Source organism: Bradyrhizobium sp. URHA0013, from assembly GCF_000518345.1.
Taxonomy (GTDB): Bacteria; Pseudomonadota; Alphaproteobacteria; order Rhizobiales; family Xanthobacteraceae; genus Bradyrhizobium.
This window is the reverse complement of the sequence record NZ_KI912426.1, coordinates 441,153-465,026: the sequence shown is the minus strand read 5'-3', so window position 1 is coordinate 465,026 and position 23,874 is coordinate 441,153. Positions and strand designations below refer to the sequence as shown.

Below are 23,874 nucleotides of genomic sequence, written 5' to 3'. Positions count from 1 at the left end.
CGTGTGCGCGCGCCCGGGAACTCCTCTCCCGGCTAGGCCGCACGCGGCCGATCGCCGCAACAGGTTAGCGGTCGCGCGCCGCGATGGGCAATCACCGCCAAGGCTGCACGATGATCTTGGTGTGGACTTCAGGATTGGCGAGATCGGCAAACGCCTTCGCGACGCCGTCGATGCCGACTTCCGCCGTCACCATCGCCGCCGCATCCACCTGCCCTTCGGCGATCAGGCGCAGTGAGGCTGCGAATTCGTCGGGCGTGTAGCCGAGCACATACTGAACGTTGAGTTCCTTCATGATGCCGAGCATGGGCTCGCTCCTGTCGGTCTCCATGCACACACCGACCACGACGATCCTGGCATCGCGCGGCGCGCCTTCGAACACCTGCTGCAACAGACCCGGCACGCCGACGCATTCGAAGATGATCGCGGGCTTCAGCGCGGGCAGCATCGCCAGGAACGGTGGGCGCGCCGCCTTTTCCGCGTCGGACATTTGCGCATGCTCGGCCCAGGTCGCATAGGGCTGCGACACCCTTGGATCCACGACGATATCGGCGCCGAGTTTTGCCGCAAGCGCGCGCCGCGCCGGCGAATAGTCAGCGGCGACGATCGGATGCAGGCCCTTGAGCTTCAGCGCCGCAATCACCGCGAGCCCGACCGGTCCGCAGCCGATCACGAGCGGGACCTCGCCGCCACGGATGTTGGCCTTGGCGACGGCGTGAACGCCGACCGCGAGCGGCTCGGTGAGCGCGGCATGCTCCGGCGCGAGACCGTTGGGCACCTCGAGCAGCAGCGCTTCGCTCAGCAGCATCGCCTCGGCGTAGCCGCCAATATTGTCGTTGGAATAGCCGATGCCTTCAATGCCCTGCGGCGTCACCAGGGCCGGCAGCGAGCAGACGCGCGTGCCCGGCTTGAGCTTGCGCACAGTCCCCGGGCCGAAGTCGACGATCTCGCAGCAGAACTCATGGCCGAACACGACGTCGTGGGCGAGGTCCATCGGCTTGCGCCCGGTCTTTCGCGCCATCTCCACCATGCGGTGGGCGTGCTGGCGTGCGTGCAGATCGGAGCCACAGATGCCGCAGGCGAGCGTCTTGACCAGGACCTGGCCGGGGCCCGGCTTTGGCTCGGCCATCCGGTCCACGACAATCTCACCGTTCCTGAAAATCGCAGCGCGCATTCGGCTCCTCCCGTCTTGTTGGAGCCGTTGATAGCACGAAGCGGACGCGTGAACTTGCGTCAGGGGTTCGGGGAACGCTCTTCCATGATCAGGAGCTGGGCGCGACGGATGCGCTCGCGATGGGCGATGTAGAGCCCGCTGGCGACGATGAAGGCTGCACCGGTGACGGTCCAGACATCAGGCACTTCGCCGAACAGGAAGAAGCCCAGAATGCTCACCCACAGCAACTGCGTGTACGAGAACGGCGCCAGCACCGAGGCATCGCCGTAGCGATAGGCCAGCACGATGATCCACTGGCCAACGGTGGAGGCGACGCCGATCACGATGCCGAGCCCGATCGCGGTCCAGGTCGGCGTGACCCAGACGAACGGGACCATCAGAGAGAGGATCGCAACGCCCGTCAGCGCCGAATAGGCCATCGTGGTAAGGACAGCTTCGCGCCCGCTCATCATGCGCGTCAGGATCAGCGCCGCAGCCCAGCAGAACGCCGAGACGATCGGGAAGAACGCGGCGGCGTGAAACGCGCTGGAGCCCGGGCGCAGGATGATCAGCACGCCGGTCAGGCCGATCGCGGTGGCGATCCAGCGGCGCATGCCCACCTTCTCGCTCAGGAAGACGATCGAGAGCGCGGTGACGAACAGCGGCGAGACGAAGCCGGTCGCGGACGCTTCCGCGATCGGCAGGAAGCTCAGGCCGGTGATGAAGAACAGCGAAGAGCCGAGCAATGCCGCGCCGCGCATCAGCTGCAGGCCGAGGCGCTCGGTGCGCATGGCATGCAGCGGCGAGCCCGGCAGCATCACCGGCGTGAACATCAGCGCGAACGTCACGAAGCGGATCCAGGTGATCTCGATCGACGGCAGGCTCGACGACAAATATTTCGCGGTGACATCGGAGCAACCGAGAAAGATCGTCGACAGCAGCACCAGCGCGATGCCCTTAAAGGGATGATCGACGCGCGCGGGCGCGCGGCGCGTCTGCGGCTTCTTTTCCGGCATAGGCATGGGAATACTGTCGAGCCTTGCGGCTGCGGCGGGCGGCGGGGTCACGGCTGGAACCTAGAAAATGCGAATCGGGAATGATCGTAAAAAACGATAATTGCGCCGCTTTCACAACTTCCGAAAACAGGATGCCGATATGCGCTCACGTCCGCGCGCGTCAAGACTCCATTAAGAATAGGCGTTTGTGCACTACAGCATAGGCAGTCCGCGCGGCTTCGGACCGCGCGGAAACGCCGCATCGAGCGCCGCAATCTCCTCTTTCGTCAGCACGAGATCGCCAGCCGCGGCATTTTCGCCGGCATGTTCCGCGGACGACGCCTTCGGAATCGCGAACACCGTAGTCGCACGGGTGAGGAAGCTCAGCGCGACCTGGCGCGGCGTCGCGCGACGCGCCTCCGCGATGCGCGCCAGCACCGCGCCGCCCTTGCTGCTGCTTGCAGGGAAATCGTCGTGGCCGAATGGCGAATAGGCGACCACGGCGACACCATGCTGTTCGCACCACGGGATCACGGCATGCTCGATCGCGCGTTCCTTCAGATGATAGAGCACCTGATTGCAGGCGATGCGGTCTTCGCCGGCGGCGCCGAGCATCTCGTCGAGATCATCGGCATCGAAATTGGAAACGCCCCAGGATTTGATCTTGCCGGCCCCCACCAGTTCCTCGAATGCGGCCACGGTGTCCTCTAGCGGATACGAACCGCGCCAATGCAGCAGATAGCAATCGAGCCGATCGGTCTTCAGCCGCTTCAGCGAGCGCTCACAGGCGGTGATGGTTCCGCGGCGGGAGGCGTTGCTCGGCAGCACCTTTGACACCAGGAACACCTCGTCGCGGCGGCCCGCGATCGCGTCCGCAATGACGAGCTCGGCATCGCCATACATCTCGGCGGTGTCGATGTGGGTCATGCCGAGATCGAGCCCGCGCTGTAGCGCCGCGATCGCGCGCTTACGATCGCCATGGTCGAGATACCAGGTGCCCTGCCCGATGACAGAGACGCTGGCACCGGTTTTGCCGAAGGGTTTCGTGTTCATAATTGCTCCGATACCACTCGTTCGTTCAGCCAACCGCCATCAAGCTCAAGAGTTCAATACGCCGATGTCGGCGACCAATACGCTACCGGTGGCAGACTCCGTGATATAGAGCCGATCTTTGTTCGCGCCACCGATCGCGACATTGGTGCAATTCGGCCCCGCGCACGACTTGACCCGCGCAATCAATTCGCCGTTGGGCGCGAACACGAAGACATGGCCGAGCGAGGCGTGACCGACGAACAGGCGGCCCTTGGCATCCATGGTCAAGCCATCGGGGCCACTGGTACCGAACAGCGAGCAGAAGCGGCCGACCTTCGAGACGCTGCCGTCCTTCATGAACGGCAGCCGCCACACCGCGTTGTCGCGCGTCATCGCGACGAACAGCACGGTCTCCGTTGGATCGAGCACCAGACCATTTGGGCTGATACCGGTGTTAACAAGGCAATCCAGCCGGCCGCCTGGCGTCAGGCGATAGACACGGCCGCTGGGGTCATGCAGGCCGGTCTGACCCTGGTCGGTAAAATAGATGTCGCCGTTGGAAGCGAGATGCAGGTCGTTGCAGCCGCGGAAGGACTCCGAGTTGCGCGAGGTCAGCACCGGCGCAATGCGGCCTGCCTCGGCGTCAAACGCCATGATGCCGTGCCTGTAATCGGCAACCAGGATGCGACCGTCCGCCGCGATCTTCAGCCCGTTCGGCCAGCCCTCATATTCAATCGCCAGCGACCATTCGCCGTCAGGCGCAATGCGGAAGATGCGGCCGAAGGGAATGTCGACGATGTAGAGATTGCCATCTTTGTCGAACGACGGGCCCTCGATGAAGGAGTCTGTCGGCACGCCCGACCGATTGGCATCGGCCCAATCCGTCTGCTCGCCCTTGCGGCGGAATTTGTCGGGCATGGCGGAGAAGAGCCTGGTCTCGATCAGGCGTGGCGGCGTTTCCAGGTACATCATTGTTGTTTTGCGCGTTGAGGGCGAGAGCGCGGCACCATAGGGCACAATGGGTCGTGCGTCGATTGGGCTGAGGCGTAGCGCCCCGCCCCGCTGTCATTCCCCGCGAAAGCGGGGAATCCAGTACGCCGTCGCCTTACCGCTTGATCACAGGCGTCTCGGCGTACTGGATCGCCCGGTCAAGCCGGGCGATGACGGCGGAGTATGCGGCGACGACCGAGAAAGTCGCTTCTACCCCGCAGCGCCCGCGACCTTCGCCTGCTTCACTGGTGCCAGCTCCGTCGTCGCGATCAGGCGCTTCAGCTCGGGAATGCAGGAGCCGCAATTGGTGCCGGCCTTGAGCTTTGCGCCGATCTCGGCGGCCGTGCGCGCGCCTGCGACGATGGTGTCGCAGATGGTGCCGCGGCCGACACCGAAGCAGGCGCAGACGACCGGACCGGTCGACGCCGCGCCCTCGCTCGACTTACCGGACAACAGCATGCGCCGCTGCTCGTCGGTGACATGGTCGGCGACGAACAGGCTCTTCACCACCTCCCAATCGCCGGCATCATGCGCGGGGCCGACGAACAGGCAGGTTTCGATGCGGTCGCCGGCAAACGACGCCGCGCGATAAACGCCGCCGCCGAAGTCGCGATAGTCGGCGACGTCCTCGCCGGCAACGCCACCGAGCCAGGCCGGCCAGCGCGACAGGTCCGCATTGTCGGCGAAGAGATAGCCGAAGCCGCCGGCAACAGTGACGCGCGTCCACATCAGGTTTGGCGGCAGGTCCAGCTGCTTGCGCGACAACGCAAAGCCCCGGAAGACGTATTCATAAGGCCCGATCGCGGCTGGTGTCGCCTTGGACTCCGGCTGCCCCGAGAACGGATCGGTGAACGGTGCGACCAACGCCCCGACGCGACCGTGCGAGGCGTTCATCGCACTCCAGTGGATCGGCGCGAACAGCGTGCCGCGCTGCTGGCGGTCGCTGACGACGACCTTGAGGGTGCACTGACCGTAGTCGGTGGTGATGCGGGCGTAGCCGTCATGGACGACGTTGTATTTGTTGGCGTCATCGGGATGAATCTCGACGAACGGCTCTGGCAGATGCGCGCCGAGCCGCTGGCTGAGGCCCGTGCGCGTCATGGTGTGCCACTGGTCGCGGATGCGTCCGGTGTTGAGCCGCAGCGGCCGCGACGGCCCGGTCTCGCCACGCAGCGCCGGCACCTCCGGCGCGACGAAGCGGCCCTTGCCGTCATTGGTGAAGAACCCGCCGGCCGCGAAGAAGCGCTCGCCGGGCGCCCCACCTTCACGTGTGGGCCACTGCACGGCCTTCAAGGCGTCGAAGCCCTCGTCGGACAGCGAGGTCAGCGCGCCGATATCGAAGTCGCGGCTGCCATCGTTCTCGAACGCCGAGAGCGCGGCGTGCTCGCGAAAGATGTCGGCTGCGGATTTGTAACTGAAACTGTCGCCGAAGCCGAGGCGTTTTGCGGTTTCGCTCAGGATCCACCAGTCCGGCCGCGCCTCGCCGGGCGCCGGCAGGAACGAACGCTGGCGCGAGATGCGGCGCTCGGAATTGGTCACGGTGCCCGACTTCTCGCCCCAGGCGAGCGCGGGCAGCAGCACGTGCGGGCCGGCATCGATCGTGTCGTTGGAGAGCACGTTCTCGGAGACCACGAACAGCTCGAGCTTCTTCAGCGCCTCGCGCACGAAGTCCGCGTCGGGCAGCGACACTGCGGGGTTGGTGCCCATCACCCACAGGGCCTTGACCTCGCCGCGGTTGATGGCTTCGAACAGCTGCACCGCCTTCAACCCTTCATGGGTGGCGATGCGCGGCGCCTTCCAGAACCGCCTGACACGGTCGATGTCCGGCGGCGTGAAGTTCATGTGTGCGGCGAGCTGGTTGGCGAGGCCGCCGACCTCGCGGCCGCCCATCGCGTTGGGCTGGCCGGTGAGCGAGAACGGCGAGGCACCCGGCTTGCCGATGCGCCCCGTCGCAAGATGGCAGTTCAGGATCGCGTTGACCTTGTCGGTGCCCTGCGCCGACTGATTGACGCCTTGCGAGTACAGCGTGACGACGCGGGGCGTGTCACGGAACATCTTGAAAAAGGTGGCAACGTCCTGCTCGGAAAGGCCGGTGGCCACTGCGGTCGCGGTGACGCTGCCGGCAATGCTGCGTGCGCGCGCCAGCGCGTCGTCAAAGCCCGACGTGTTTTGCGCGATGTAATCCTGATCCAGTGCACCATTGTCGGCGAGGTGAACGAACAGGCCGCAGAACAGCGCCGTGTCGGTGCCGGGCTTGAGGCCCAGGAACAGATCGACATCGGTCGCGGTGTCGGTGCGGCGCGGATCGATCACGATCATGCGGGCGCCGCGCTCCCCACGGTTCTTCAACATGCGCTGGAACAGGACCGGGTGGCACCAGGCGGCATTCGAGCCGACGAACACCAGCAGATCGGCCTGGTCGAGATCCTCGTAGCAGCCGGGCACGGTGTCGGCGCCGAAGGCGCGGCGGTGACCGGCGACCGAGGACGACATGCACAGCCGCGAATTGGTGTCGACGTTGGCCGTGCCGACAAAACCCTTCATCAGCTTGTTGGCGACGTAATAGTCCTCGGTCAGCAGTTGGCCAGAGAGATAGAATGCGACCGCGTCGGCGCCATCGCGCGCGACGATGTGCTGCATGCGGTGGGCGACGTGATCGAGCGCATCGCTCCAGGCGACGCGTTCGAGCACGCCCTTGCAGCGGATCATCGGATAGAGCAGCCGGCTTTCCAGCCCGACCGTCTCGCCGAGCGCCGAGCCCTTGGAGCACAGCCGGCCGAAATTGGCAGGATGATCGGGATCGCCCGCGATCGCCGCGCCGCCCTTGCCGTCCGGCGTCGCCAGCACGCCGCAGCCGACGCCGCAATACGGACAGGTCGTCTTGGTGGCACGGAGCGTGGGATCGATCGCCGTCATTTCAAGCCGCCTCTATCAAGCCGCTTTGGAGGGACGCGCGAGCACGCGGCCGAACATCATGTCGGCGCGGATCGCCGCCACCTTTTCGCGGTTGCGGATCAGTTCGAGATACCAGAGCGCATCGACGGTATCGCCGATCAGCAGGGCGCCGGTGAGCCGGCCCTCGGCGATGACGAGCTTCTTGTAAGTGCCGCGCCTGCGGTCTGACAGCACGAGGCTCTCGCTACCCTCCCCGCCCATGAAGTCGCCGGCGGAGAACACGCTGACGCCCGACACCTTCAGATTGGTCGAGACCACGCTGCCCTGATAGGCCGCAGGACGACCAGAGAGATGCCGCGCCAGAACCCGCGCCTGCTCGTAAGCAGGCTCGACGAGGCCGTAGCAGGTGCCGCGATGCTCGGCGCACTCGCCGAGCGCGTAGATATCGGGTGACGCCGTCTGCATCTCGTCGTTGACGACGATGCCGCGGTTGACTGCGATGCCGGCGTCCTTCGCCAGCGCAATGTTGGGCCTGATGCCGGCGGCGAAGATCACCGCATCGGCCTCGATGCGGGTGCCGTCGGCAAGCTCGACCGCTTCGACACGGCCCTCGCCGTGGATGCGCGCTGTGGATGCATTGAGCAGGATGCGAATGCCCTTGCGCTCGACCAGCGTCTTGAGCAGGTCGGCAGCGGGCGCATCGAGCTGGCGCTCCATCAGCCGGTCCATCAGATGCAGCAGCGTCACGGGCGCACCGGCCTTGGCGAGGCCGTAGGCCGCTTCGAGTCCGAGCAGACCGCCGCCGACCACGACGACGCGCTTCCTTGCGGCAGCGAGCGTCAGCAGCAGATCGACGTCGCGGGTGTCGCGGAAGGTGTGCACGCCGGAAAGGTCGGCGCCCGGCACGTTGAGCCGCAGCGGCGTCGAGCCGACGGCGAGCACGAGCTTGGAATATTCCATGCTCTCTTCGCCTTCGATCTTGAGCTCGCGTCGGCCGGTGTCGATCTCGCTGACGCGATAGCCGTAGCGCACCGTGACGCCGCGATGGCGCCACCAGTCGGCGGGACGAAGCTCGATCTCGTGCGAGCCGGTCTCGCCGGCCAGCACGGAGGAGAGCAGAACGCGGTTGTAAGCGAGCCGCGGCTCCTCGCCGATCACGGCGACCGCGTAGCGGCCGAGCGAAGTCTTGGCGAGCTCGTCGACCAGACGCGCGGCCGCCATACCGTTACCGACGATGACCAGCGGTTCACTCACAACGCATCTCCTATTCAGCGGCCTGCGACTGTGCGCCGTAGGCCTCGGACATCATGTAGCCGGACAACACGCCGTAGGCGTCGGTCCAGGCGGCAGCGAGTTCGGGCGTCCAGGCCTCGCCGAGGCCCTTCTCCAAGGTCCACAGCAAGGTCGCGCCGACCACGGGGTAGTGCTCGGCCTTGGCGCCATAGCCGACGTGACGCTTCGCAAGCGCCGAGGCCGCGGGAAGAATCGAGTCCAGGTTCGACAGGCCGCCGACGACGGCAGCGAGCATGCCCATCAGCTTCTTGCGCTGCTCGGTCATGTCCTCCGGAAACATCGCGCGCACGGACGGCGCGACCTCGAACAGGCGATCGTAGAACAGCACCGCGGCTTGCGCGGAAATCGGCGCGACCTTGGCAAAGCTCTGTTGCACGAGGGTGATCTGTTCTGGCGTCATGATGTTCTCCTGCCTGTTGGGTTTGCCTTGGTGCGCGCCATTGCGAACCAGGTTCATTGTCAAACTGTCGGGCAATGCTTCTCCCCGCGTACGGGGAGAAGCGAGATTCGTACCAAGTATTAGACACGTGCTCCGGCGAGGCTTGACGCGCCTTCGCCCTGCGGGCTGCGACGCAGATAGAACCACCAGGTCAGCGCGAGGCAGGAGGCGTAGAAGCCGAGATAGATCGCGAGCGCGAGCTGCGGCCCGCCGGTCAGCGCGATCGACTTGCCGAAGCCGGTCGGGATCAGATAGCCCCCGACGGCACCGACCGCGCCGATGAAGCCAACCGCAGCACCGCTCTCGATGCTCGCCGTCTTCAAGGCGAGCGCGCGCTCCGCATCGCCCTTGCCGCGCACCCTGAACAGATTCTGCTCGCGGAAGATCGAGGGGATCATGCGGTAGGTCGAACCGTTGCCGATGCCCGTCGTCACGAACAGGACCAGGAACATCGACAAGAAGCCGATGAAATCCTTGTGCCCGACGAAGTAGAGCACGCCGATCGTCGCGCCTGCCATCACGATGAAATTCCAGAACGTGATGACCGAGCCGCCGATCCTGTCGGCAAGCCAGCCGCCGAGCGGCCGCGACAGCGAGCCGACCAGCGGTCCCAGGAAGGCGATCGCAATCGTCACTTGCGGGAACTGGGTCTTGATCAGCAGCGGAAATGCCGCCGAGTAGCCGATGAAGGAGCCGAACGTGCCGATATAGAGATACGCCATGATCCAGGTGTGCTTGCGCTTGACCACGGCGAGCTGGTTCTTGATCGACGACTTGGCTGTGATCAGGTTGTTCATGAAGAACACTGCGCCGAACACCGCGATCGCGATCGGCAGCACCCACATCAGGCCGGCGTTTTGAAGGAAGACGCCGTCGACGGGCGTTGCCTGGAACAGGTTGATGACGGCGAGCGTCATCAGGATCGGGGTCAACAGCTGCACGCTCGAGACGCCGATATTGCCACCGGCCGCATTCAGTCCGAGCGCCCACCCCTTCATCCGGTCGGGGAAGAAGAACGAGATGTTGGTCATGCTGGAGGCAAAATTGCCGCCGCCGAGACCGGCGGTCGAGGCAATCAGCAGCATCAGCCAGAATGGCGTGTCGGGCTGGCCGACGAAATAGGCGAGCGAGAGCGTCGGAATGAACAGGATCGCCGCACTGAAGATGGTCCAGTTGCGACCGCCGAAGGTCGTCACCGCGAAGGTGTAGGGAAAGCGCATCAACGCGCCGATCAGCCCGGGCACCGCGACGAGCTGGAACAGCTGGTCGGTGGTGTAGTGGAAGCCCGCCTGCGGCAGCTTGGTGGTGACGATGCTCCAGATCAGCCAGACCGAGAAGCCGATATGTTCGGCCACGATCGACCAGATCAGGTTGCGGCGCGCGATAGTCTTGCCAGTCGCATTCCAGAACGCCTCATCTTCGGGGCGCCAGTCTGAGATCCAAGTCTGATTACCAGTCGGACTGTTGGTCATTGCAAAATCCCTTCCAGGCTCACCGCTGCGTCGTTGCAGGCTCTGCCTCCGACCACGGAGGCGCGCTCCGAGGCTTCACCCCGGTGGCGAGTTACGATGCTGATTGATGATGTTGAGGGACGTCGTCGTTGGCGTCGCAGTTGGTGTTTCAATTTCCGTGCCAACTGCGCGCATTCCGGAAACGCAGGAAATTCAGAAGCTTGTTCGAAGTGCTCCGAATTTTTGCAAGACTATTTCGCACGCAAATTTTGCGATTCGCTCAATCCCTGTGCGGCGCACAAGGATTGAGCTTGATGATTCAAAAATAGGCGTTGCGTGAGCACCTGTTGGTGACGCGTTTACGCGGCTTCGACGAAACGATGACGCTCATAGAGGAATTCGAGCACGCGCTGCCGGCACTTCAGGTAAGTGGCGTTGGTCGCGAGCTCGAGCCGCTTGCGCGGGCGCGCCAGCGGCACCTCCAGCACCTCACCGATGCGCGCGCTCGGCCCGTTCGTCATCATGACGATGCGATCGGACAGCAGCACCGCCTCGTCGACGTCGTGGGTGATCATCAAAATGGTGTTGCCGAGCTTCTGATGCAGCGCCATCACCGAATCCTGCAAATGCGCGCGGGTCAGTGCGTCGAGCGCGCCGAAAGGCTCGTCGAGCAGCAACACTTTCGGCTCCATGGCAAGCGCGCGGGCAATGCCGACGCGCTGCTTCATGCCGCCGGAGATCTCCGAGGGACGCTTGTCCTTGGCATGAGCCATCTGCACGAGGTTGAGATTGTGCATGACCCAGGCGTCGCGTTCGGCGCGCTTCTTGGTCTTGGCGAAGACCTTGTCGACGCCGAGCCTGACGTTCTCGTACACGGTCAGCCACGGCAACAGGCTGTGGTTCTGGAACACCACTGCACGGTCGGGTCCCGGCGAGTTCACCTCGCGGTTCTCGAGCAGCACGCCGCCGGTGGTGGCGTTGGTCAGGCCTGCGATGATGTTGAGCAGGGTCGACTTGCCGCAACCGGAATGGCCGATGATCGAGACGTATTCGCCCTTCTCGATAGTGAGATTGATATCCTTCAGCACCTCCGTGGAGGCTGCGCCGCGGGTAAAAATCTTGTCGATGTGATCGAGCTTCAAATAAGCGGTCATGTGCTTGTCCTTAGTTCAGCGCGGTGCCGCGGGTGACGATCTTGCCGGCGCCCGCGATCAGGCGGTCGAGCACGAAGCCGATGATGCCGACATAGAACAGTGCCAGGATGATCTCGCTGATATGCGAGGAATTCCAGGCGTCCCAGATGAAGAAGCCGATGCCGACGCCGCCGATCAGCATCTCGGCCGCTACGATGGCGAGCCAGGACAGACCGATGCCGATGCGAAGCCCCGTGAAGATGTAGGGCGCGGCGGCCGGAATCATGATCTTGGCGAAGAATTCGAGCGGGTTGAGCTGCACCACTGCGGCGACGTTGCGATAATCCTGCGGGATGTTGCGGATGCCGACCGCGGTGTTGATGATGATCGGCCAGATCGAGGTGATGAAGATGACGAAGATCGCCGAGGGCTGGCCGTCGCGGAACGCGGCGAGCGACAGCGGCAGCCAGGCGAGCGGCGGAATCGTGCGCAAGACCTGGAACAGCGGATCGAGCCCACGCATCGCCCAGACCGACTGCCCGACCAGCACGCCGAGCGCGATGCCGGCAATCGCCGAGAGCGAATAGCCGAAGGCAACGCGCTGGAGGCTGGCGGACAGGTGCCAGAACAGCCCCTTGTCGATGCCGCCATGATCGAAGAACGGATCGAGGATCAGCTCCTTCGTGTCCTTGAACACCTTCGACGGCGGCGGCAGTGCCGAGCCGGCACGGCGGCAGACCAACTCCCACACCAGAAGCAAGAGCGCGATCACGACCAGCGGCGGGATCACGCGCACGGCGGTCTCCCGCGCCATCCGCGCGTAAGTCTCCGAACGCGGTGGCCGCTTCGGTGTCATCGCGACGACCGGCGCGGCAGCGCTCGCGGGCTTCGCGGTCTCAACCTCGATCTTCGTGGCGGGCATGTTCATCGCAATATCTCTCCGGCTGCAAAAGGCGATGCGGCCGCCCGGAGGCGGCCGCTGGCTCCATCAGACTTCGACGCGCTTGATCGCGAGCGACTTCAGATAGGCAGCCGGATTTTCCGGATCGAACACCTTGCCGTCGAAGAAGGTCTCCTTGCCGCGCGAGGTGGAGGTCGGGATCTCCGCGCTTGCGATGCCGAGCGCCTTGGCCGCGTCGCGCCACATATCTTCGCGGTTGACCTTGGCAATCAGCGCCTTGGTGTCGAAATTCGCCTCGTACTTGCCCCAGCGAATGTCCTCGGTGAGGAACCAGAGGTCGTGGCTCTGGAAGGGATAAGAGGCGAAGTCGCGCCAGTACTTCATGATGTGCGGCGAATTCTCGACCACCTTGCCGGGAAGGCCGTAGTCGAACTTGCCGGCGGTGCGGTCGAGCACGTCTTCGACCGGGCAGTTCATCCACTGCCGCTTGCCCATGATGGCGGCGAGCTCGGCCTTGTTCTCGGCCTTGTCCGACCACTGCTGCGCTTCCATCACCGCCATCAGCAGCGCCTTCGCGGCCTTCGGATATTTGTCGACGAAGGCGGCGCGCATGCCGAAGGATTTTTCCGGGTGCTTGTTCCAGAGCTCGCCGGTCGTGATCGCGGTGTAGCCGATGTTCTGGTGGATCAGCTGCAGGTTCCAGGGCTCGCCGACGCAGAAGCAGTCCATCGTGCCGACCTTCATGTTGGCCACCATCTGCGCCGGCGGCACCACGATGGTCTCGATGTCCTTGTCCGGATCGATGCCGCCGGCGGCAAGCCAGTAGCGGATCCAGAGGTCATGGGTGCCGCCGGGGAAGGTCATCGCGGCCTTCACGGCCTTGCCCGAGGCCTTCTTCTTCTCGAGCGCCGCCTTGAAGGGCGTGGCGTCGACGCCGAGCTTCAGGTCGGCATATTCGTTGGCGACGGAGATGCACTGGCTATCGAGATTGAGCCGCGCCAGGATGTACATCGGCGTCGGCTGGTTGTTCTGCGTCACCTTGCCCGCCGAGATCAGGTACGGCATCGGGGTCAGGATGTGCGCACCGTCGATGCCGTTGCCTTCTGAGCCGAGCACGAGATTGTCCCGCGTGGTGCCCCAAGAGGCCTGCTTCTGCACGTCGGTGTCCGGCATGCCGTATTTGGCGAACAGGCCCTTGTCCTTGGCGACGAACAGGGGGCCGGCATCGCTCAGCGCGATGAAGCCGAGCTTGGCGCCCTTGACCTCGGGGCCTGCGTCCTGCGCGAAGGCGCCGGCGGGGAAATTCAGTTTTACAGCGGCCAGGAGTGCGGCGGTCGAGCCGGCGGCCTTCAACAATTGACGGCGGCTGAGGCCAGTGTCCGACGGCCGGCGGGTGCGCTTGGTCATAGGCGGTATCGTCCTTTGCGTCGTTGCAGAATGATTGCGTCAGTGCACACGAGCAGCCCGTCCGTCCGGCGACGCCTGAAGCAGCGCATGCGAACGCGCGACGGGGAGACCCCCGTCTGGTGGCGTCGGCAATTCGGATGAGAAGTCTCGCGGGACGGCTTCAATGGCGTCGGCCTGGAACTATTCAAGCTTCGTGCCAAGCGTCACAACGCGGAAAATCTCGAAAGATCAATATGCTACAGGCAGCGTGCCAGTCTGTCGCAGGCCCGTTCCGCTCGCGAAATTTGCGGCTTGCCCAATAATTGTGCGGCGCACAACAGTTGTGCAACAGCTCAAGCAAAAGGCCGCATCAAGCGCAAAAGCCGATGCAGTCCAAGATCTATCTGATTGATATTACTTGATTTTTATGAGCCTTGCACACGGCACGCAACTTGCTTCTCCATTTACGTCAACGAAGACTGCGGCTTTGCCGCATTGATGCAGGCGCTGGCGGCTGCATCCCGGAAGCTCAACTGCTTCGCGGCCCTCCTCGACTCGGTCGTCGTGACGCAATCCCAAGGCTTCCAAACCTCCCCGGCCCACGCGCGGCAGACACCCCGCACGGCCAATAACTTCAGCGGCGCACTCAGGGCGTCTCGATCTCTCTTACGAAGCAAAAGGAACCATCGATGTCGTATCTCGCGCCTTCGGAATTCGTCACCAAGATGGTGGATGCGGGCGAGTCCAAAGTCTTCATGTCCACCCGGGATACCATCATCCGGGCCTACATGGCCGGCGCCATCCTGGCGCTCGCGGCATGGTTCGCCGTCACGATCAACGTGAACACGGGGCAGCCGCTGGTCGGCGCGCTGCTGTTCCCGGTCGGCTTCGTCATGCTGTATCTGCTGGGCTTCGACCTCCTGACCGGCGTGTTCGTGCTCTCCCCGCTCGCCCTGATCGACAAGCGCCCTGGCGTCACTTTCGGCGGCGTGCTGCGTAACTGGGGCCTCGTCTTCGTCGGCAATTTCGCTGGCGCCTTCACCGTGGCCTTCATGATGGCCTTCGTCACGACCTTCGGCTTCACGCAGGATCCCGACAAGGTCGGCGCCGCCATCGGTAACATCGGCGAAGGCCGAACGCTGGGCTACGCCGCGCATGGCGCGGCCGGCATGGCGACGCTGTTCCTGCGCGGGATGCTCTGCAACTGGATGGTCTCGACCGGCGTGGTCGGCGCCATGATCTCGACATCGGTCCCCGGCAAGGTCATCGCGATGTGGATGCCGATCCTGGTGTTCTTCTACATGGTATTCGAGCATTCCGTCGTGAACATGTTCCTGTTCCCCTCCGGCCTGATGCTGCACGCGAAGTTCTCGATCATGGACTATCTGATCTGGAACGAGATCCCGACCGTGCTCGGCAACCTCGTCGGTGGCCTCGCCTTCACCGGCATGACCCTCTACACCACGCACATCATGACCAAGCCGAAGCGCCAGGCCGGCAAGGCCACCTCGCCCCGCATCGCGGCCTGATACGTCTCGACAGGAGAGCCTCGCCCGATCAGGGTGAGGCTCCCCTTTGCCGGTGATGACGATGACCCGCGGACTTCAGATCTCGGTCGGCCAGCATTCCGACAAGGGTCGCAAGCCCATCAATCAGGATTTTCACGGCGTCCTCGTTCCGGACGAGCCGATGCTCAGCCTGAAGGGTATTGCGGCCGTCCTCGCCGACGGCATCTCCAGCAGCACGGTGAGCCAGATCGCCAGCGAGTCGGCGGTCAAGAGCTTCCTGATGGACTATTACTGCACGTCGGAATCCTGGACGGTGAAGACCTCCGCCCGCCGCGTGCTGGACGCGACCAATTCCTGGCTCCACGCGCAGACGCGCAAGAGCCAATATGCCTATGACCGCGACAAGGGTTATGTCTGCACGCTGAGCGCCATGGTCATCAAGGCGACCACCGCGCACATCTTCCACGTCGGCGACTGTCGCGTCTACCGCGTAGCGGGCAAGGCGCTCGAGCAGCTGACCGACGATCACCGGATCATCGTGTCCTCGGAACAGACCTATCTCGGCCGTGCGCTCGGCATCAATCCGCAGCTCGAGATCGACTATCAGAGTTTCGAGATCGAGACTGGAGACACTTTCCTGCTGGCGACCGACGGCGCCTATGAATTCGTCGACGCGCGTTTCATCACCAGTGCGCTCAGCGAGCATGCAGCCGAGCTCGACGGGGCGGCGAAGGCGATCGTCGAGGAAGCCTATCGGCGCGGCAGTGACGACAACATCACGGTCCAGATCCTCCGCGTCGATGCGGTGCCGCAGCGTGAGCCGGCTGGAATATTCAACCAGACCTCCCAGCTGCCGCTTCCCCCGCTGCCGGAGCCGCGGGCCATCTTCGACGGCTACAGGATCGTCCGCGAAATCCACGCCAGCAGCCGCAGCCATATTTACCTTGCCGTCGACGCGGTGACCGAGGAGCCGGTCGCGCTGAAGCTTCCCTCGATCGATCTGCGCGACAATGCCGCATACCTGAAGCGCTTCCTGATGGAAGAGTGGATCGCGCGCCGGATCGACAGCCCGCACGTGCTGAAGCCGTTGTCGCAGTCGAAACGGCGTGGCTATCTCTATGTCGCGACCGAATTCGTCGAAGGTCAGACCTTGCGGCAATGGATGACGGACAATCCGCGCCCCGATCTCGAAACCGTCCGCGGACTGGTCGAGCAGATCGCCGCGGGCTTGCGCGCCTTCCACCGCATGGAAATGCTGCATCAGGACCTCAGGCCCGACAACATCCTGATCGACAAGACCGGCACCGCGAAGATCATCGACTTCGGATCGGTCAAGGTGGCAGGCGTCGCGGAGGCGGCCCCGCAGGACGAGACCGACGAAATTCTGGGAACGGTCCAGTACACGGCGCCGGAATATTTTCTTGGGCATGGCGGCTCGCCGCGCTCCGACATGTTTTCACTCGCCGTGATCTGTTACCAGATGCTGACGGGAACGCTTCCCTACGGCACCCAAATCGCCAGGATCCGACGCAAGGCGGACGTGCGGAGGCTCAAATATCGCCCGGCCGACGACGACAGCAACGTGCCCGCCTGGGTCGACGGAGCGCTCAGACGTGCGCTCCATCCGGATCCCTACAAGCGGCACGAGGATCTGTCCGAATTCGTGTTCGAGCTTCGCACGCCCAATCCGGCCTATCTCGACACGCGGATCACGCCGCTCTTGGAGCGCAACCCGCTGATGTTCTGGAAATTGACCACGGCGGCGCTCGCCTGCGTCGTCGTGGTCCTGCTTGCGATGCTGCACGCGCGCTGATCAGGGGTGTCGCCAGCAAAGTATCACCACGTGATCAGCGGAGACCGATGCAGCCAGGTATCGGCGCGCACCTGATCGAGCACGAATGTCGCAACGTCTTCGCGCGCGATGCTACCGCCATGGAAGCCCGAAAGATCCGTCAGCGCCCGGACCGAGCCGCGGCCGGGCTTGTTGTTCAGGATCGAGGGGCGAACCAGGACCCAGTCCAGCCCGCTATCGCTGACGATCGCTTCCTGCCGGTCCTTGTCGGCGTACACCTTCTTCAGCAGAAGCGGAAAGATCACATTGTCGGCGATAAGGCCGCCGTGCCCGGCACTGTCGCCGGCGCCCATCCCCGTGATGCAAACCAGCCGAGAGACCTGCTCGGCCTTCATCGCGCTCACGAGCGCGCGCGTCGCGGTCGAGAGAAGCGTCACTTCGCGGAACGGGCTTACCGGTGTACCCAGCGCGCTGACCACGGCGTCACGGCCTTTGAGGGCTTCGCGCAGGGCTGCTTCATCGCGGGCATCTCCGACGATGAGCTTCGCCCCTCTGATGTCACTTGCCTTGTCGGCGGACCGCACCAGCACGGTGACGTCGTAGCCCCGCGCCACCGCCTGGTTGACGATCAGGCGACCGGTGGCACCGGTCGCTCCAAGCACCAATATCTTCGTTGCGCCTTCCGGATTCACCGGAACAGTGGCGATTGAAGAGGTCATGATAGGAGTCCTTGTTGTCGTGATGGGGACGTGCCCATGCCGTCAGGCAGTGGCCGTGATCTCGGAGACGAAGTCGCGATAGGAGCGCAGCGGACGGCCCAACAGCGCGGTCAACCGCTCGACGTCGCCGGACTCGGGGACCATTCCCTCGGTGAGGAAACGCTCGCTCATCAACCGCATGTCGAAAGCCATCCAGCTCGGCATGAACTGCCTGAGGTTCTTCTCGAAGCCGGCGGTATCGTCACCGGGATAGGCGATCGTGCGGCCCAGCACCTCCGACCAGACGGCGGCAGCTTTCGCGCCGGTCAGCGCATCTGGACCGACGAGATTGATGCGCGTGAGCGGAAGCGGGGTTGCGGCGCGCTCACGACGGATCAGCTCGATGGCCGCGATCTCGCCGATGTCGCGTGCATCGATCATGGCGAGCCCCTTGCTCCCGATCGGCATCGGGTAGATGCCGTATCCGGTCACCACGTCCTTGATCGTGACGTCGTTGTTCATGAAGTACGCCGGGCGCAGGATGGTGGCGTTGAAGCCCATCTGCTCGATCATCCGCTCGACGCCGAACTTGCCGGCAAAGTGGGGGACGTTCACGTAGCGATCGCTGTGGATCACCGAGAGGTAGACGACCCGCTCGACGCCCGCCTCGCGGGCCACGTTGAGCGCGATCAGTGCCTGCGTGAATTCATCCGGCACCACTGCGTTGAGCAGGAACAGGGTCGAGACGCCCTTGAATGCGCTACGGATCGAGTCGACGTCGAGCAGGTCGCCCTGCACGACTGTGACGCCTGCCGGGAGGTTTGCCTTGGCAGGTTCGCGGGCGAGAGCACGGACATCGGCACCGCGCTTGACGAGCTGTTCGACTACATGGCGGCCGATGGTGCCGGTTGCACCGGTAACGAGGATGGTCATGGGGATCACTCCGGGTTGGGTCAGAAGACACTCGGGAAATTAGTGATCCACAAAAGAACAGATAGCCGCTATATCTGGACAGACTGTCTCACTGGTGGAACAATGGACCTGCTCGCACTCGCCGATTTCAATCTCGTTGCCCGACACGGCGGGTTCGGACGGGCCGCACGGGCCGCCGGCCGCCCGAAAGCCACCCTGTCCCGGCGGGTCGCGGAGCTGGAAGCCGCGCTCGACCTGCGCCTGTTCGAACGGGGAGCGCGCACCCTGAAACTCACGCAGGAAGGACGCGCCCTTTACGAGCGGACGGGAGCCTTGCTCACCGAGCTCGACGAGACGGCGACAGCGATCGCGTCGGGTGGGGACAGGCCGCGGGGGCGCTTGCGGATCAGCGCGCCTATGCTGTTCTCGCAGACTGCGATGGGAAATCTCGCGGCCGGGTTCGCGCTCAGATACCCGGAGGTCCGTCTCGAGGTCACGACGGAAGATCGCTCCGTCGACATGGTGGAGGAAGGGTATGACCTCGTCATTCGGGTCAATCCCGATCCGGATGACAGCCTTGTCGGACGCATCTTTCTGCGCGATCGGCTGGTGGTGGTGGCGAGCCCGAACCTGAAACGACCGCGGGACGGTATCGCTGCGCCGGCAGTCATGCGCGGACCGGGCGACCAGCTGACCAGCTGGGAAGTCACGGTGCCAAGTGGACAATCGCGCATCGCGACTGATCCGGTCCTTCGCCTGTCATCGCTCGTCATGGTCCGCGATGCGGTCCGGGCGGGCGTCGGCGCCGCACGCCTTCCAGTATCACTGGTCAGTCACGACCTGGCTGCCGGCACGCTGGTGCATTGGGGCGACATCGACGGACCAGAGATCGCGTTGTGGACGCTCTATCCATCGCGCCGGCTGTTGAGCGCGCGCGTCTCCGCCTTCCTCGACTTCATGAAAGAAGCCTTTCCGATGGGGACGCCTGACGAGCTGGCGGCCTTTATCGGGAGATGAGAGGGCGGCGCGCGCTGCTCGCGCCTGACGGTCAGGCGTGCTCCTCCGCCTTCGTCCCCAGCGGTTTCGGCGCCATGCCGCCGCCCGGCTTGAGGTGGAATTCGTAGCTCATCAGGTGCCACTGCCCGTTCGCCTTAGTACCGTCGGGCATCGCCGCATCGTTGCGCGGCTCGACCTTGGCGACGAGGTCGTCCTTCACGCCGAACACCACGTCGGAATCCAGATATTTGTCGCCGTCCATGAAGACGTGGGTGATCAGCGGCTCGTAGCCCTTGGCATTGACCAAGAAGTGCACATGCGCCGGGCGCATCGGGTGGCGGTTGGTCTGCACGATCATCTCGCCGACCGGGCCGTCGGTCGGAATCGGATAGCTGCACGGCAGGATGGTGCGGAAGGAGAAGCGGCCATCGCTATCGGTGATGAAGCGCGCCCGCGCCGAGGCGCCGACCTCGTCATAGTTTGGCTTCTGCGAGTCGTAGAAGCCGTCATCGTCAGCGTGCCAGACGTCGACGGGGACATTCGCGAGCGGCTTGCCCTTGAGATCGGTGACACGGCTCTGCACGAACATCCGTTCGCCGGTTTGATTGTTCGGAGAGATGTCGGTGCCGTGCACCGTCACCTTGTGCTCGCCGACATAGAACGGCCCGAGCACGGTGGTCTGGGTGGCGCCCTCGCGCTCGCGATGGTTGACCGCGTCGACCAGCATGGAGACGCCGAGCACGTCGGACAGGAGAATGAATTCCTGCCGGGTGTCCGTGCACTTCTGGCCGGTGCGGGTCAGGAAATCGATGGCGTATTCCCATTCCGCGAAGGTGAGGCCGGTCTTGCTCACGTAATCGTGCAGCGACTTCACCAATTCCTGGAGCAGGAATTTCGCGCGCGGGTCAGGTGTCTGGTCAAAGCTCCGGACGACGGCTTCGGTGAGTTCGGTTTCGTTGAACTGGGTCATGGTGCGTTTGCCTGCGTTTTCTCATTGGCCCGTTGGGGATCTTTTGGGCTGCTTGGAGGCGTTCCAAAGTGAAGCCTACACCAAACAGCCGGCCGGCGTTAAGCGCGACCGGCTTGGAATGAGACCGCCTTTTCGGCTATCAACGCCGGACAAAACTGCTCGGAGGAACTGATGCTCGCCCCCACCCCCGCCTCGCCCGAATCCGTGGGCATGTCCAAGGCCGCGCTCGACCGTGTCGATGCGCATCTGAAGAGCCGGTACATCGATGCCAGCCGCTTCCCGGGCACGCATCTCCTGGTCTATCGCCGTGGCAAGATCGCCCACAGCTCGGTGCAGGGTTTTGCCGACGTCGAACGCAAGCTGCCCGTCAAGGACGACACCATCTACCGCATCTATTCCATGACCAAGCCGCTCACCAGCGTCGCCTTCATGATGCTGGTAGAGCAAGGCCTCGTCGCGATCGATGAGCCGGTCGCCAAGTACATTCCGGAATGGAAGGATCTCGGCGTGTTCGTCGCCGGCACCGCGCCTTCCTTCCTGACCCGTCCGCCGTCGCGGCCGATGCTGATCGTCGACCTCCTGCGCCACACCTCCGGCCTCACCTACGGCTTCCAGCAGCGCTCGAACGTCGATGCCGCCTACCGCGCTGAAAAGATCGGCGAGGTCGAGAAGTCCGGCACGCTCCAGACCATGATCGAGAGCCTTGCAAAAATCCCGCTGGAGTTCTCACCGGGCGAGGCCTGGAATTACTCGGTCTCGACCGACGTGCTCGGCTACCTCGTCGGCAAGATCTCCGGGATTCCCTTCGAGCAGTTCCTGAAACAACGCATTCTCGATCCACTCGGCATGACCGACACTGATTTCCACGTGCCGGCTTCCAAGGCCCACCGGTTCGCTGCCTGTTACTCGGCCGACCCGGGTGGCGGCATGACCTTCCATGCCGGCCAGCGCCGCGAGGGCCTGACCCTGCAGGATGATCCAACCAAGAGCTCGTTCCTGTCGCCGCCGTCCTTGATCTCGGGTGGCGGCGGGCTGTGCTCGACGACGGCCGACTATCTCACCTTCTGCCGTGCGCTGCTCAATGGCGGCGAACTCGGCGGCGTCAGGTTGATCGGGCCGAAGACGCTGGCGCTGATGACGACCAACCACATTCCGGGTGGACGCACGCTGCCGGAAGTGTCGCGCTCGCTGTTTGCGGAAGCCGCCTACAACGGCATCGGCTTCGGCCTCGGCTTCGCCGTGACCATGCGCCCGGCCGAGACGCTGGTCGCCGGCAGCCCCGGTGAATACAATTGGGGCGGCGCGGCCACGACGTCGTTCTGGATCGACCCGGCCGAAGAGCTGATCACCATCTTCATGACGCAGGTGCTGCCATCCAGCGCCTACCCGCTCCGGCGCGAGCTGCGCAGCATGGTCTACGCTGCGATCACCGAGAGCAATCTCTGAGAAAAATGCACCGATCCCGCGGCATCAGAGCCGCGGGATCAAGCTTTGCTCATTTCAACATCTCCGGCACGATCAAGCGCGGCAGGAACAAGGAAACGCTGGGCCAAATGATGAGCGCCGCCAGCACGAGCAGCATGGGGATCAGCATGATCACCGTGTCCTTCAGCGCATAGCGCAGCCGCACCCCTGCGATCGAACAGGCGATCATCAAGCACAAGCCATAAGGCGGCGTCACCAATCCGAAGGCGAGCGAGACGATCGAGATGATCGCAAACTGCACCGGATGAAGATCCACCGATTTCGCCAGCGGTTCGAGAACGGTGCCGACGATGATGATCGCCGGAATGGCGTCGAGGAAGCAGCCCACCACCAGAAAGCAGAACGCGATGAAGAAGCCGGCCCCGATCGCGCCCATGCCCCAGGTCGAGACGTTGGCCAGCAGCTCCTGCGGGATCCTGTAATAAGCCAGCAGCCAGCCGAACGCGCTGGCGGTGCCCACGCAGAACAGCGCGACGCCCGCGAGACGGCCGGTGTCGAGCAAAGCCTTGTAAAGTTCGCGCGCGCCGGTTTCACGGTAAAAGAATGTCGATAGCGCCACGGAATAAAGCACCGCGACGCAGGCGGACTCGGTTGCGGTGAACCACCCCAGCAGGATGCCGCCGACGATGATGAACGGCGTCAGCAGCGCCGGTATCGAGCGCCAGATGGCGCAGCACATCTCCCTCCAGGTGTCCTTCGGATAGGTCGGGTAACCTCGTCGCACGGCATAGATATGCACTGTCGCCATCTGCGCTCCGGCGATCAGCAATCCCGGCACGATGCCCGCGAGATACATCGCGGCGATCGAGGTCGAGATCAGTCCACCCCACACGATCATCAGGATCGAGGGCGGGATGATGACCGCGAGCACGGCCGAGACCGCGGTGATCGCGATGGAGAACGAGAGGTCGTAGCCCTCCTTGGTCTGGGCATCGATGAAGATCTTGGACTGGCTCGCCGCGTCCGCGGTGGAGGAGCCGGAGATGCCGGCAAAGAACACCGACAGCACGACGTTGATCTGCGCCAGCGACCCTGGCCAGTGCCCGACCATCGAGCGCGACAGCGCCACCAGCCGGTCGGTGATGCCGCCGATGCTCATCAAATTGGCGGTGAGCAGGAAGAACGGCACCGCCAGCAGGATGAAAGAATTGTAGGCGTTGAAGGTTTCCTGCGCGAGCGTCATCAGCGACAGATGCGGCTCGATCAGCAGGATCGGCACGCAGGCAAGGCCAAGCGCGAAGGCGACCGGCACGCGTATGATGAGCAGGCCAACGAAAGTCCCGAACAGGACCATCGCGGCCTGTCCGGCAGAAAGAACATTGCCGCTCATTGATTTGCCCCAACCAGAATCCGCATCTCGTCGACAATCTGTTCACCGGCGAACACGATCCAGGTCACGCCGGCAACCGGCCAGGCGACGTGGATCAGCCAAAGCGGCAGATCGGCCAACTCCGACGTCCTGTTCCAGGCAAAGCGGGTGAACTCGATGCCGGCGGATACGAACACCACCGCCAACGCCAGCACGCCGAGCCGCGCGAGAATCCGCACCAGGGCTTCGCTTCGGCGTGACAGGTCAGGCCAGACGTCGACTTCAAAATGCTGCGACTCTCTGATGCCGACCATGGCGCCGATCATGATCGTCCAGATGAACATGAACCGTGCCATTTCCTCGGTCCAGATGTAGGACGGAATCAAGGGCGTGTAGCGCGAGATGATCTGCAACGTGACGGGAATGACCAGAAGGCCGACAGAGGCGGCGAGCAGGATTTCCAGCAGTTTTGCATAGGCCGCCGTTGCTCGGCGCCATAGCGACGGGTTCGGTGGCATCGATATTTCGGTCATTACGAC

General features: G+C 64.0%; 20 protein-coding genes. 4 read left to right on the top strand and 16 right to left on the bottom strand.

The genetic code is table 11. From position 1 onward, the window contains the following. Positions 1-91: 91 nt before the first annotated feature. The 11 genes from N551_RS0122820 to N551_RS0122770 all read right to left on the bottom strand — a co-directional run bounded on the left by N551_RS0122820 (position 92) and on the right by N551_RS0122770 (position 13,686). Positions 92-1,171, bottom strand: coding sequence for a zinc-binding dehydrogenase (locus tag N551_RS0122820; RefSeq protein WP_027568846.1), 1,080 nt, complete (start codon positions 1,169-1,171; stop codon positions 92-94). 59 nt (positions 1,172-1,230) lie between these two features. Further along, on the bottom strand, positions 1,231-2,172 hold the full coding sequence (locus tag N551_RS0122815) for a DMT family transporter (RefSeq protein WP_027568845.1): 942 nt from the start codon (positions 2,170-2,172) through the stop codon (positions 1,231-1,233). Positions 2,173-2,358: 186 nt separating this feature from the next. Continuing rightward, positions 2,359-3,198 (bottom strand): aldo/keto reductase, encoded by an 840-nt coding sequence (locus N551_RS0122810; RefSeq protein WP_027568844.1) that lies wholly within the window; start codon positions 3,196-3,198, stop codon positions 2,359-2,361. A gap of 45 nt (positions 3,199-3,243) precedes the next feature. Continuing rightward, a complete protein-coding gene (locus N551_RS0122805) occupies positions 3,244-4,146 on the bottom strand; it encodes an SMP-30/gluconolactonase/LRE family protein (protein WP_035961766.1) in 903 nt (300 codons plus the stop codon). 231 nt (positions 4,147-4,377) lie between these two features. Beyond that, positions 4,378-7,083: a nitrate reductase gene (locus tag N551_RS0122800; protein WP_027568842.1), complete on the bottom strand. Its 2,706-nt coding sequence runs from the start codon at positions 7,081-7,083 to the stop codon at positions 4,378-4,380. Between the two features lie 15 nt (positions 7,084-7,098). After that, on the bottom strand, positions 7,099-8,316 hold the full coding sequence (locus N551_RS36180; protein ID WP_081747936.1) for an NAD(P)/FAD-dependent oxidoreductase: 1,218 nt from the start codon (positions 8,314-8,316) through the stop codon (positions 7,099-7,101). Between the two features lie 10 nt (positions 8,317-8,326). After that, on the bottom strand, positions 8,327-8,755 hold the full coding sequence (locus N551_RS0122790) for a globin family protein (protein WP_027568841.1): 429 nt from the start codon (positions 8,753-8,755) through the stop codon (positions 8,327-8,329). A gap of 119 nt (positions 8,756-8,874) precedes the next feature. Next, complete coding sequence (locus N551_RS0122785) at positions 8,875-10,266, bottom strand: MFS transporter (protein WP_027568840.1); 1,392 nt, start codon at positions 10,264-10,266, stop codon at positions 8,875-8,877. Between the two features lie 338 nt (positions 10,267-10,604). Further along, positions 10,605-11,399, bottom strand: coding sequence for an ABC transporter ATP-binding protein (locus N551_RS0122780; protein WP_027568839.1), 795 nt, complete (start codon positions 11,397-11,399; stop codon positions 10,605-10,607). A gap of 10 nt (positions 11,400-11,409) precedes the next feature. Continuing rightward, positions 11,410-12,306: a nitrate ABC transporter permease gene (gene ntrB / locus N551_RS0122775; RefSeq protein WP_007593954.1), complete on the bottom strand. Its 897-nt coding sequence runs from the start codon at positions 12,304-12,306 to the stop codon at positions 11,410-11,412. Between the two features lie 60 nt (positions 12,307-12,366). After that, positions 12,367-13,686, bottom strand: coding sequence for a CmpA/NrtA family ABC transporter substrate-binding protein (locus N551_RS0122770; RefSeq protein WP_027568838.1), 1,320 nt, complete (start codon positions 13,684-13,686; stop codon positions 12,367-12,369). Between the two features lie 668 nt (positions 13,687-14,354). On the opposite strand from N551_RS0122770, the gene N551_RS0122760 reads away from it, so the two are divergent. Beyond that, entirely contained in the window at positions 14,355-15,194 is an 840-nt protein-coding gene (locus tag N551_RS0122760) for a formate/nitrite transporter family protein (RefSeq protein ID WP_027568836.1), read from the top strand. Positions 15,195-15,249: 55 nt separating this feature from the next. After that, positions 15,250-16,986 (top strand): bifunctional protein-serine/threonine kinase/phosphatase, encoded by a 1,737-nt coding sequence (locus N551_RS0122755; protein WP_035961764.1) that lies wholly within the window; start codon positions 15,250-15,252, stop codon positions 16,984-16,986. Positions 16,987-17,009: 23 nt separating this feature from the next. Here the strand turns inward: N551_RS0122755 and N551_RS0122750 are convergent, their stop codons facing one another. Together N551_RS0122750 and N551_RS0122745 are read right to left on the bottom strand one after the other, a co-directional pair. Continuing rightward, entirely contained in the window at positions 17,010-17,684 is a 675-nt protein-coding gene (locus N551_RS0122750; protein WP_027568834.1) for an NAD(P)-dependent oxidoreductase, read from the bottom strand. Positions 17,685-17,726: 42 nt separating this feature from the next. Next, on the bottom strand, positions 17,727-18,596 hold the full coding sequence (locus tag N551_RS0122745; RefSeq protein WP_027568833.1) for an SDR family oxidoreductase: 870 nt from the start codon (positions 18,594-18,596) through the stop codon (positions 17,727-17,729). Positions 18,597-18,698: 102 nt separating this feature from the next. Here N551_RS0122745 and N551_RS0122740 point away from each other — a divergent pair, with 102 nt between their 5' ends. Then, positions 18,699-19,592 (top strand): LysR family transcriptional regulator, encoded by an 894-nt coding sequence (locus N551_RS0122740; protein WP_027568832.1) that lies wholly within the window; start codon positions 18,699-18,701, stop codon positions 19,590-19,592. Positions 19,593-19,623: 31 nt separating this feature from the next. Here N551_RS0122740 and N551_RS0122735 read toward each other — a convergent pair whose 3' ends face one another. Next, entirely contained in the window at positions 19,624-20,541 is a 918-nt protein-coding gene (locus N551_RS0122735; RefSeq protein WP_027568831.1) for an intradiol ring-cleavage dioxygenase, read from the bottom strand. 171 nt (positions 20,542-20,712) lie between these two features. On the opposite strand from N551_RS0122735, the gene N551_RS0122730 reads away from it, so the two are divergent. Then, a complete protein-coding gene (locus tag N551_RS0122730) occupies positions 20,713-21,987 on the top strand; it encodes a serine hydrolase (RefSeq protein WP_027568830.1) in 1,275 nt (424 codons plus the stop codon). A gap of 49 nt (positions 21,988-22,036) precedes the next feature. On the opposite strand, the gene N551_RS0122725 is transcribed toward N551_RS0122730, so the two are convergent. Then, positions 22,037-23,356 carry a TRAP transporter large permease gene (locus tag N551_RS0122725; RefSeq protein ID WP_027568829.1) on the bottom strand — a complete coding sequence of 440 codons (1,320 nt, stop codon included), beginning with the start codon at positions 23,354-23,356 and terminating at the stop codon, positions 22,037-22,039. Continuing rightward, entirely contained in the window at positions 23,353-23,868 is a 516-nt protein-coding gene (locus tag N551_RS0122720; protein WP_027568828.1) for a TRAP transporter small permease, read from the bottom strand. The genes N551_RS0122725 and N551_RS0122720 overlap by 4 nt, the downstream gene beginning before the upstream one ends. Positions 23,869-23,874: the final 6 nt, after the last annotated feature.

Coding starts and splice junctions, on each gene's coding strand:
- N551_RS0122800 (WP_027568842.1), bottom strand. CDS start 7,083: ATGACGGCGATCGATCCCACGCTCCGTGCCACCAAGACGACCTGTCCG.
- N551_RS0122815 (WP_027568845.1), bottom strand. CDS start 2,172: ATGCCTATGCCGGAAAAGAAGCCGCAGACGCGCCGCGCGCCCGCGCGC.
- N551_RS0122725 (WP_027568829.1), bottom strand. CDS start 23,356: ATGAGCGGCAATGTTCTTTCTGCCGGACAGGCCGCGATGGTCCTGTTC.
- N551_RS0122750 (WP_027568834.1), bottom strand. CDS start 17,684: ATGACCTCTTCAATCGCCACTGTTCCGGTGAATCCGGAAGGCGCAACG.
- ntrB (WP_007593954.1), bottom strand. CDS start 12,306: ATGAACATGCCCGCCACGAAGATCGAGGTTGAGACCGCGAAGCCCGCG.
- N551_RS0122790 (WP_027568841.1), bottom strand. CDS start 8,755: ATGACGCCAGAACAGATCACCCTCGTGCAACAGAGCTTTGCCAAGGTC.
- N551_RS0122760 (WP_027568836.1), top strand. CDS start 14,355: ATGTCGTATCTCGCGCCTTCGGAATTCGTCACCAAGATGGTGGATGCG.
- N551_RS0122820 (WP_027568846.1), bottom strand. CDS start 1,171: ATGCGCGCTGCGATTTTCAGGAACGGTGAGATTGTCGTGGACCGGATG.
- N551_RS0122755 (WP_035961764.1), top strand. CDS start 15,250: ATGACGATGACCCGCGGACTTCAGATCTCGGTCGGCCAGCATTCCGAC.
- N551_RS0122745 (WP_027568833.1), bottom strand. CDS start 18,596: ATGACCATCCTCGTTACCGGTGCAACCGGCACCATCGGCCGCCATGTA.
- N551_RS0122720 (WP_027568828.1), bottom strand. CDS start 23,868: ATGACCGAAATATCGATGCCACCGAACCCGTCGCTATGGCGCCGAGCA.
- N551_RS0122810 (WP_027568844.1), bottom strand. CDS start 3,198: ATGAACACGAAACCCTTCGGCAAAACCGGTGCCAGCGTCTCTGTCATC.
- N551_RS0122770 (WP_027568838.1), bottom strand. CDS start 13,686: ATGACCAAGCGCACCCGCCGGCCGTCGGACACTGGCCTCAGCCGCCGT.
- N551_RS0122785 (WP_027568840.1), bottom strand. CDS start 10,266: ATGACCAACAGTCCGACTGGTAATCAGACTTGGATCTCAGACTGGCGC.
- N551_RS0122730 (WP_027568830.1), top strand. CDS start 20,713: ATGCTCGCCCCCACCCCCGCCTCGCCCGAATCCGTGGGCATGTCCAAG.
- N551_RS0122805 (WP_035961766.1), bottom strand. CDS start 4,146: ATGTACCTGGAAACGCCGCCACGCCTGATCGAGACCAGGCTCTTCTCC.
- N551_RS0122735 (WP_027568831.1), bottom strand. CDS start 20,541: ATGACCCAGTTCAACGAAACCGAACTCACCGAAGCCGTCGTCCGGAGC.
- N551_RS0122740 (WP_027568832.1), top strand. CDS start 18,699: ATGGACCTGCTCGCACTCGCCGATTTCAATCTCGTTGCCCGACACGGC.
- N551_RS0122780 (WP_027568839.1), bottom strand. CDS start 11,399: ATGACCGCTTATTTGAAGCTCGATCACATCGACAAGATTTTTACCCGC.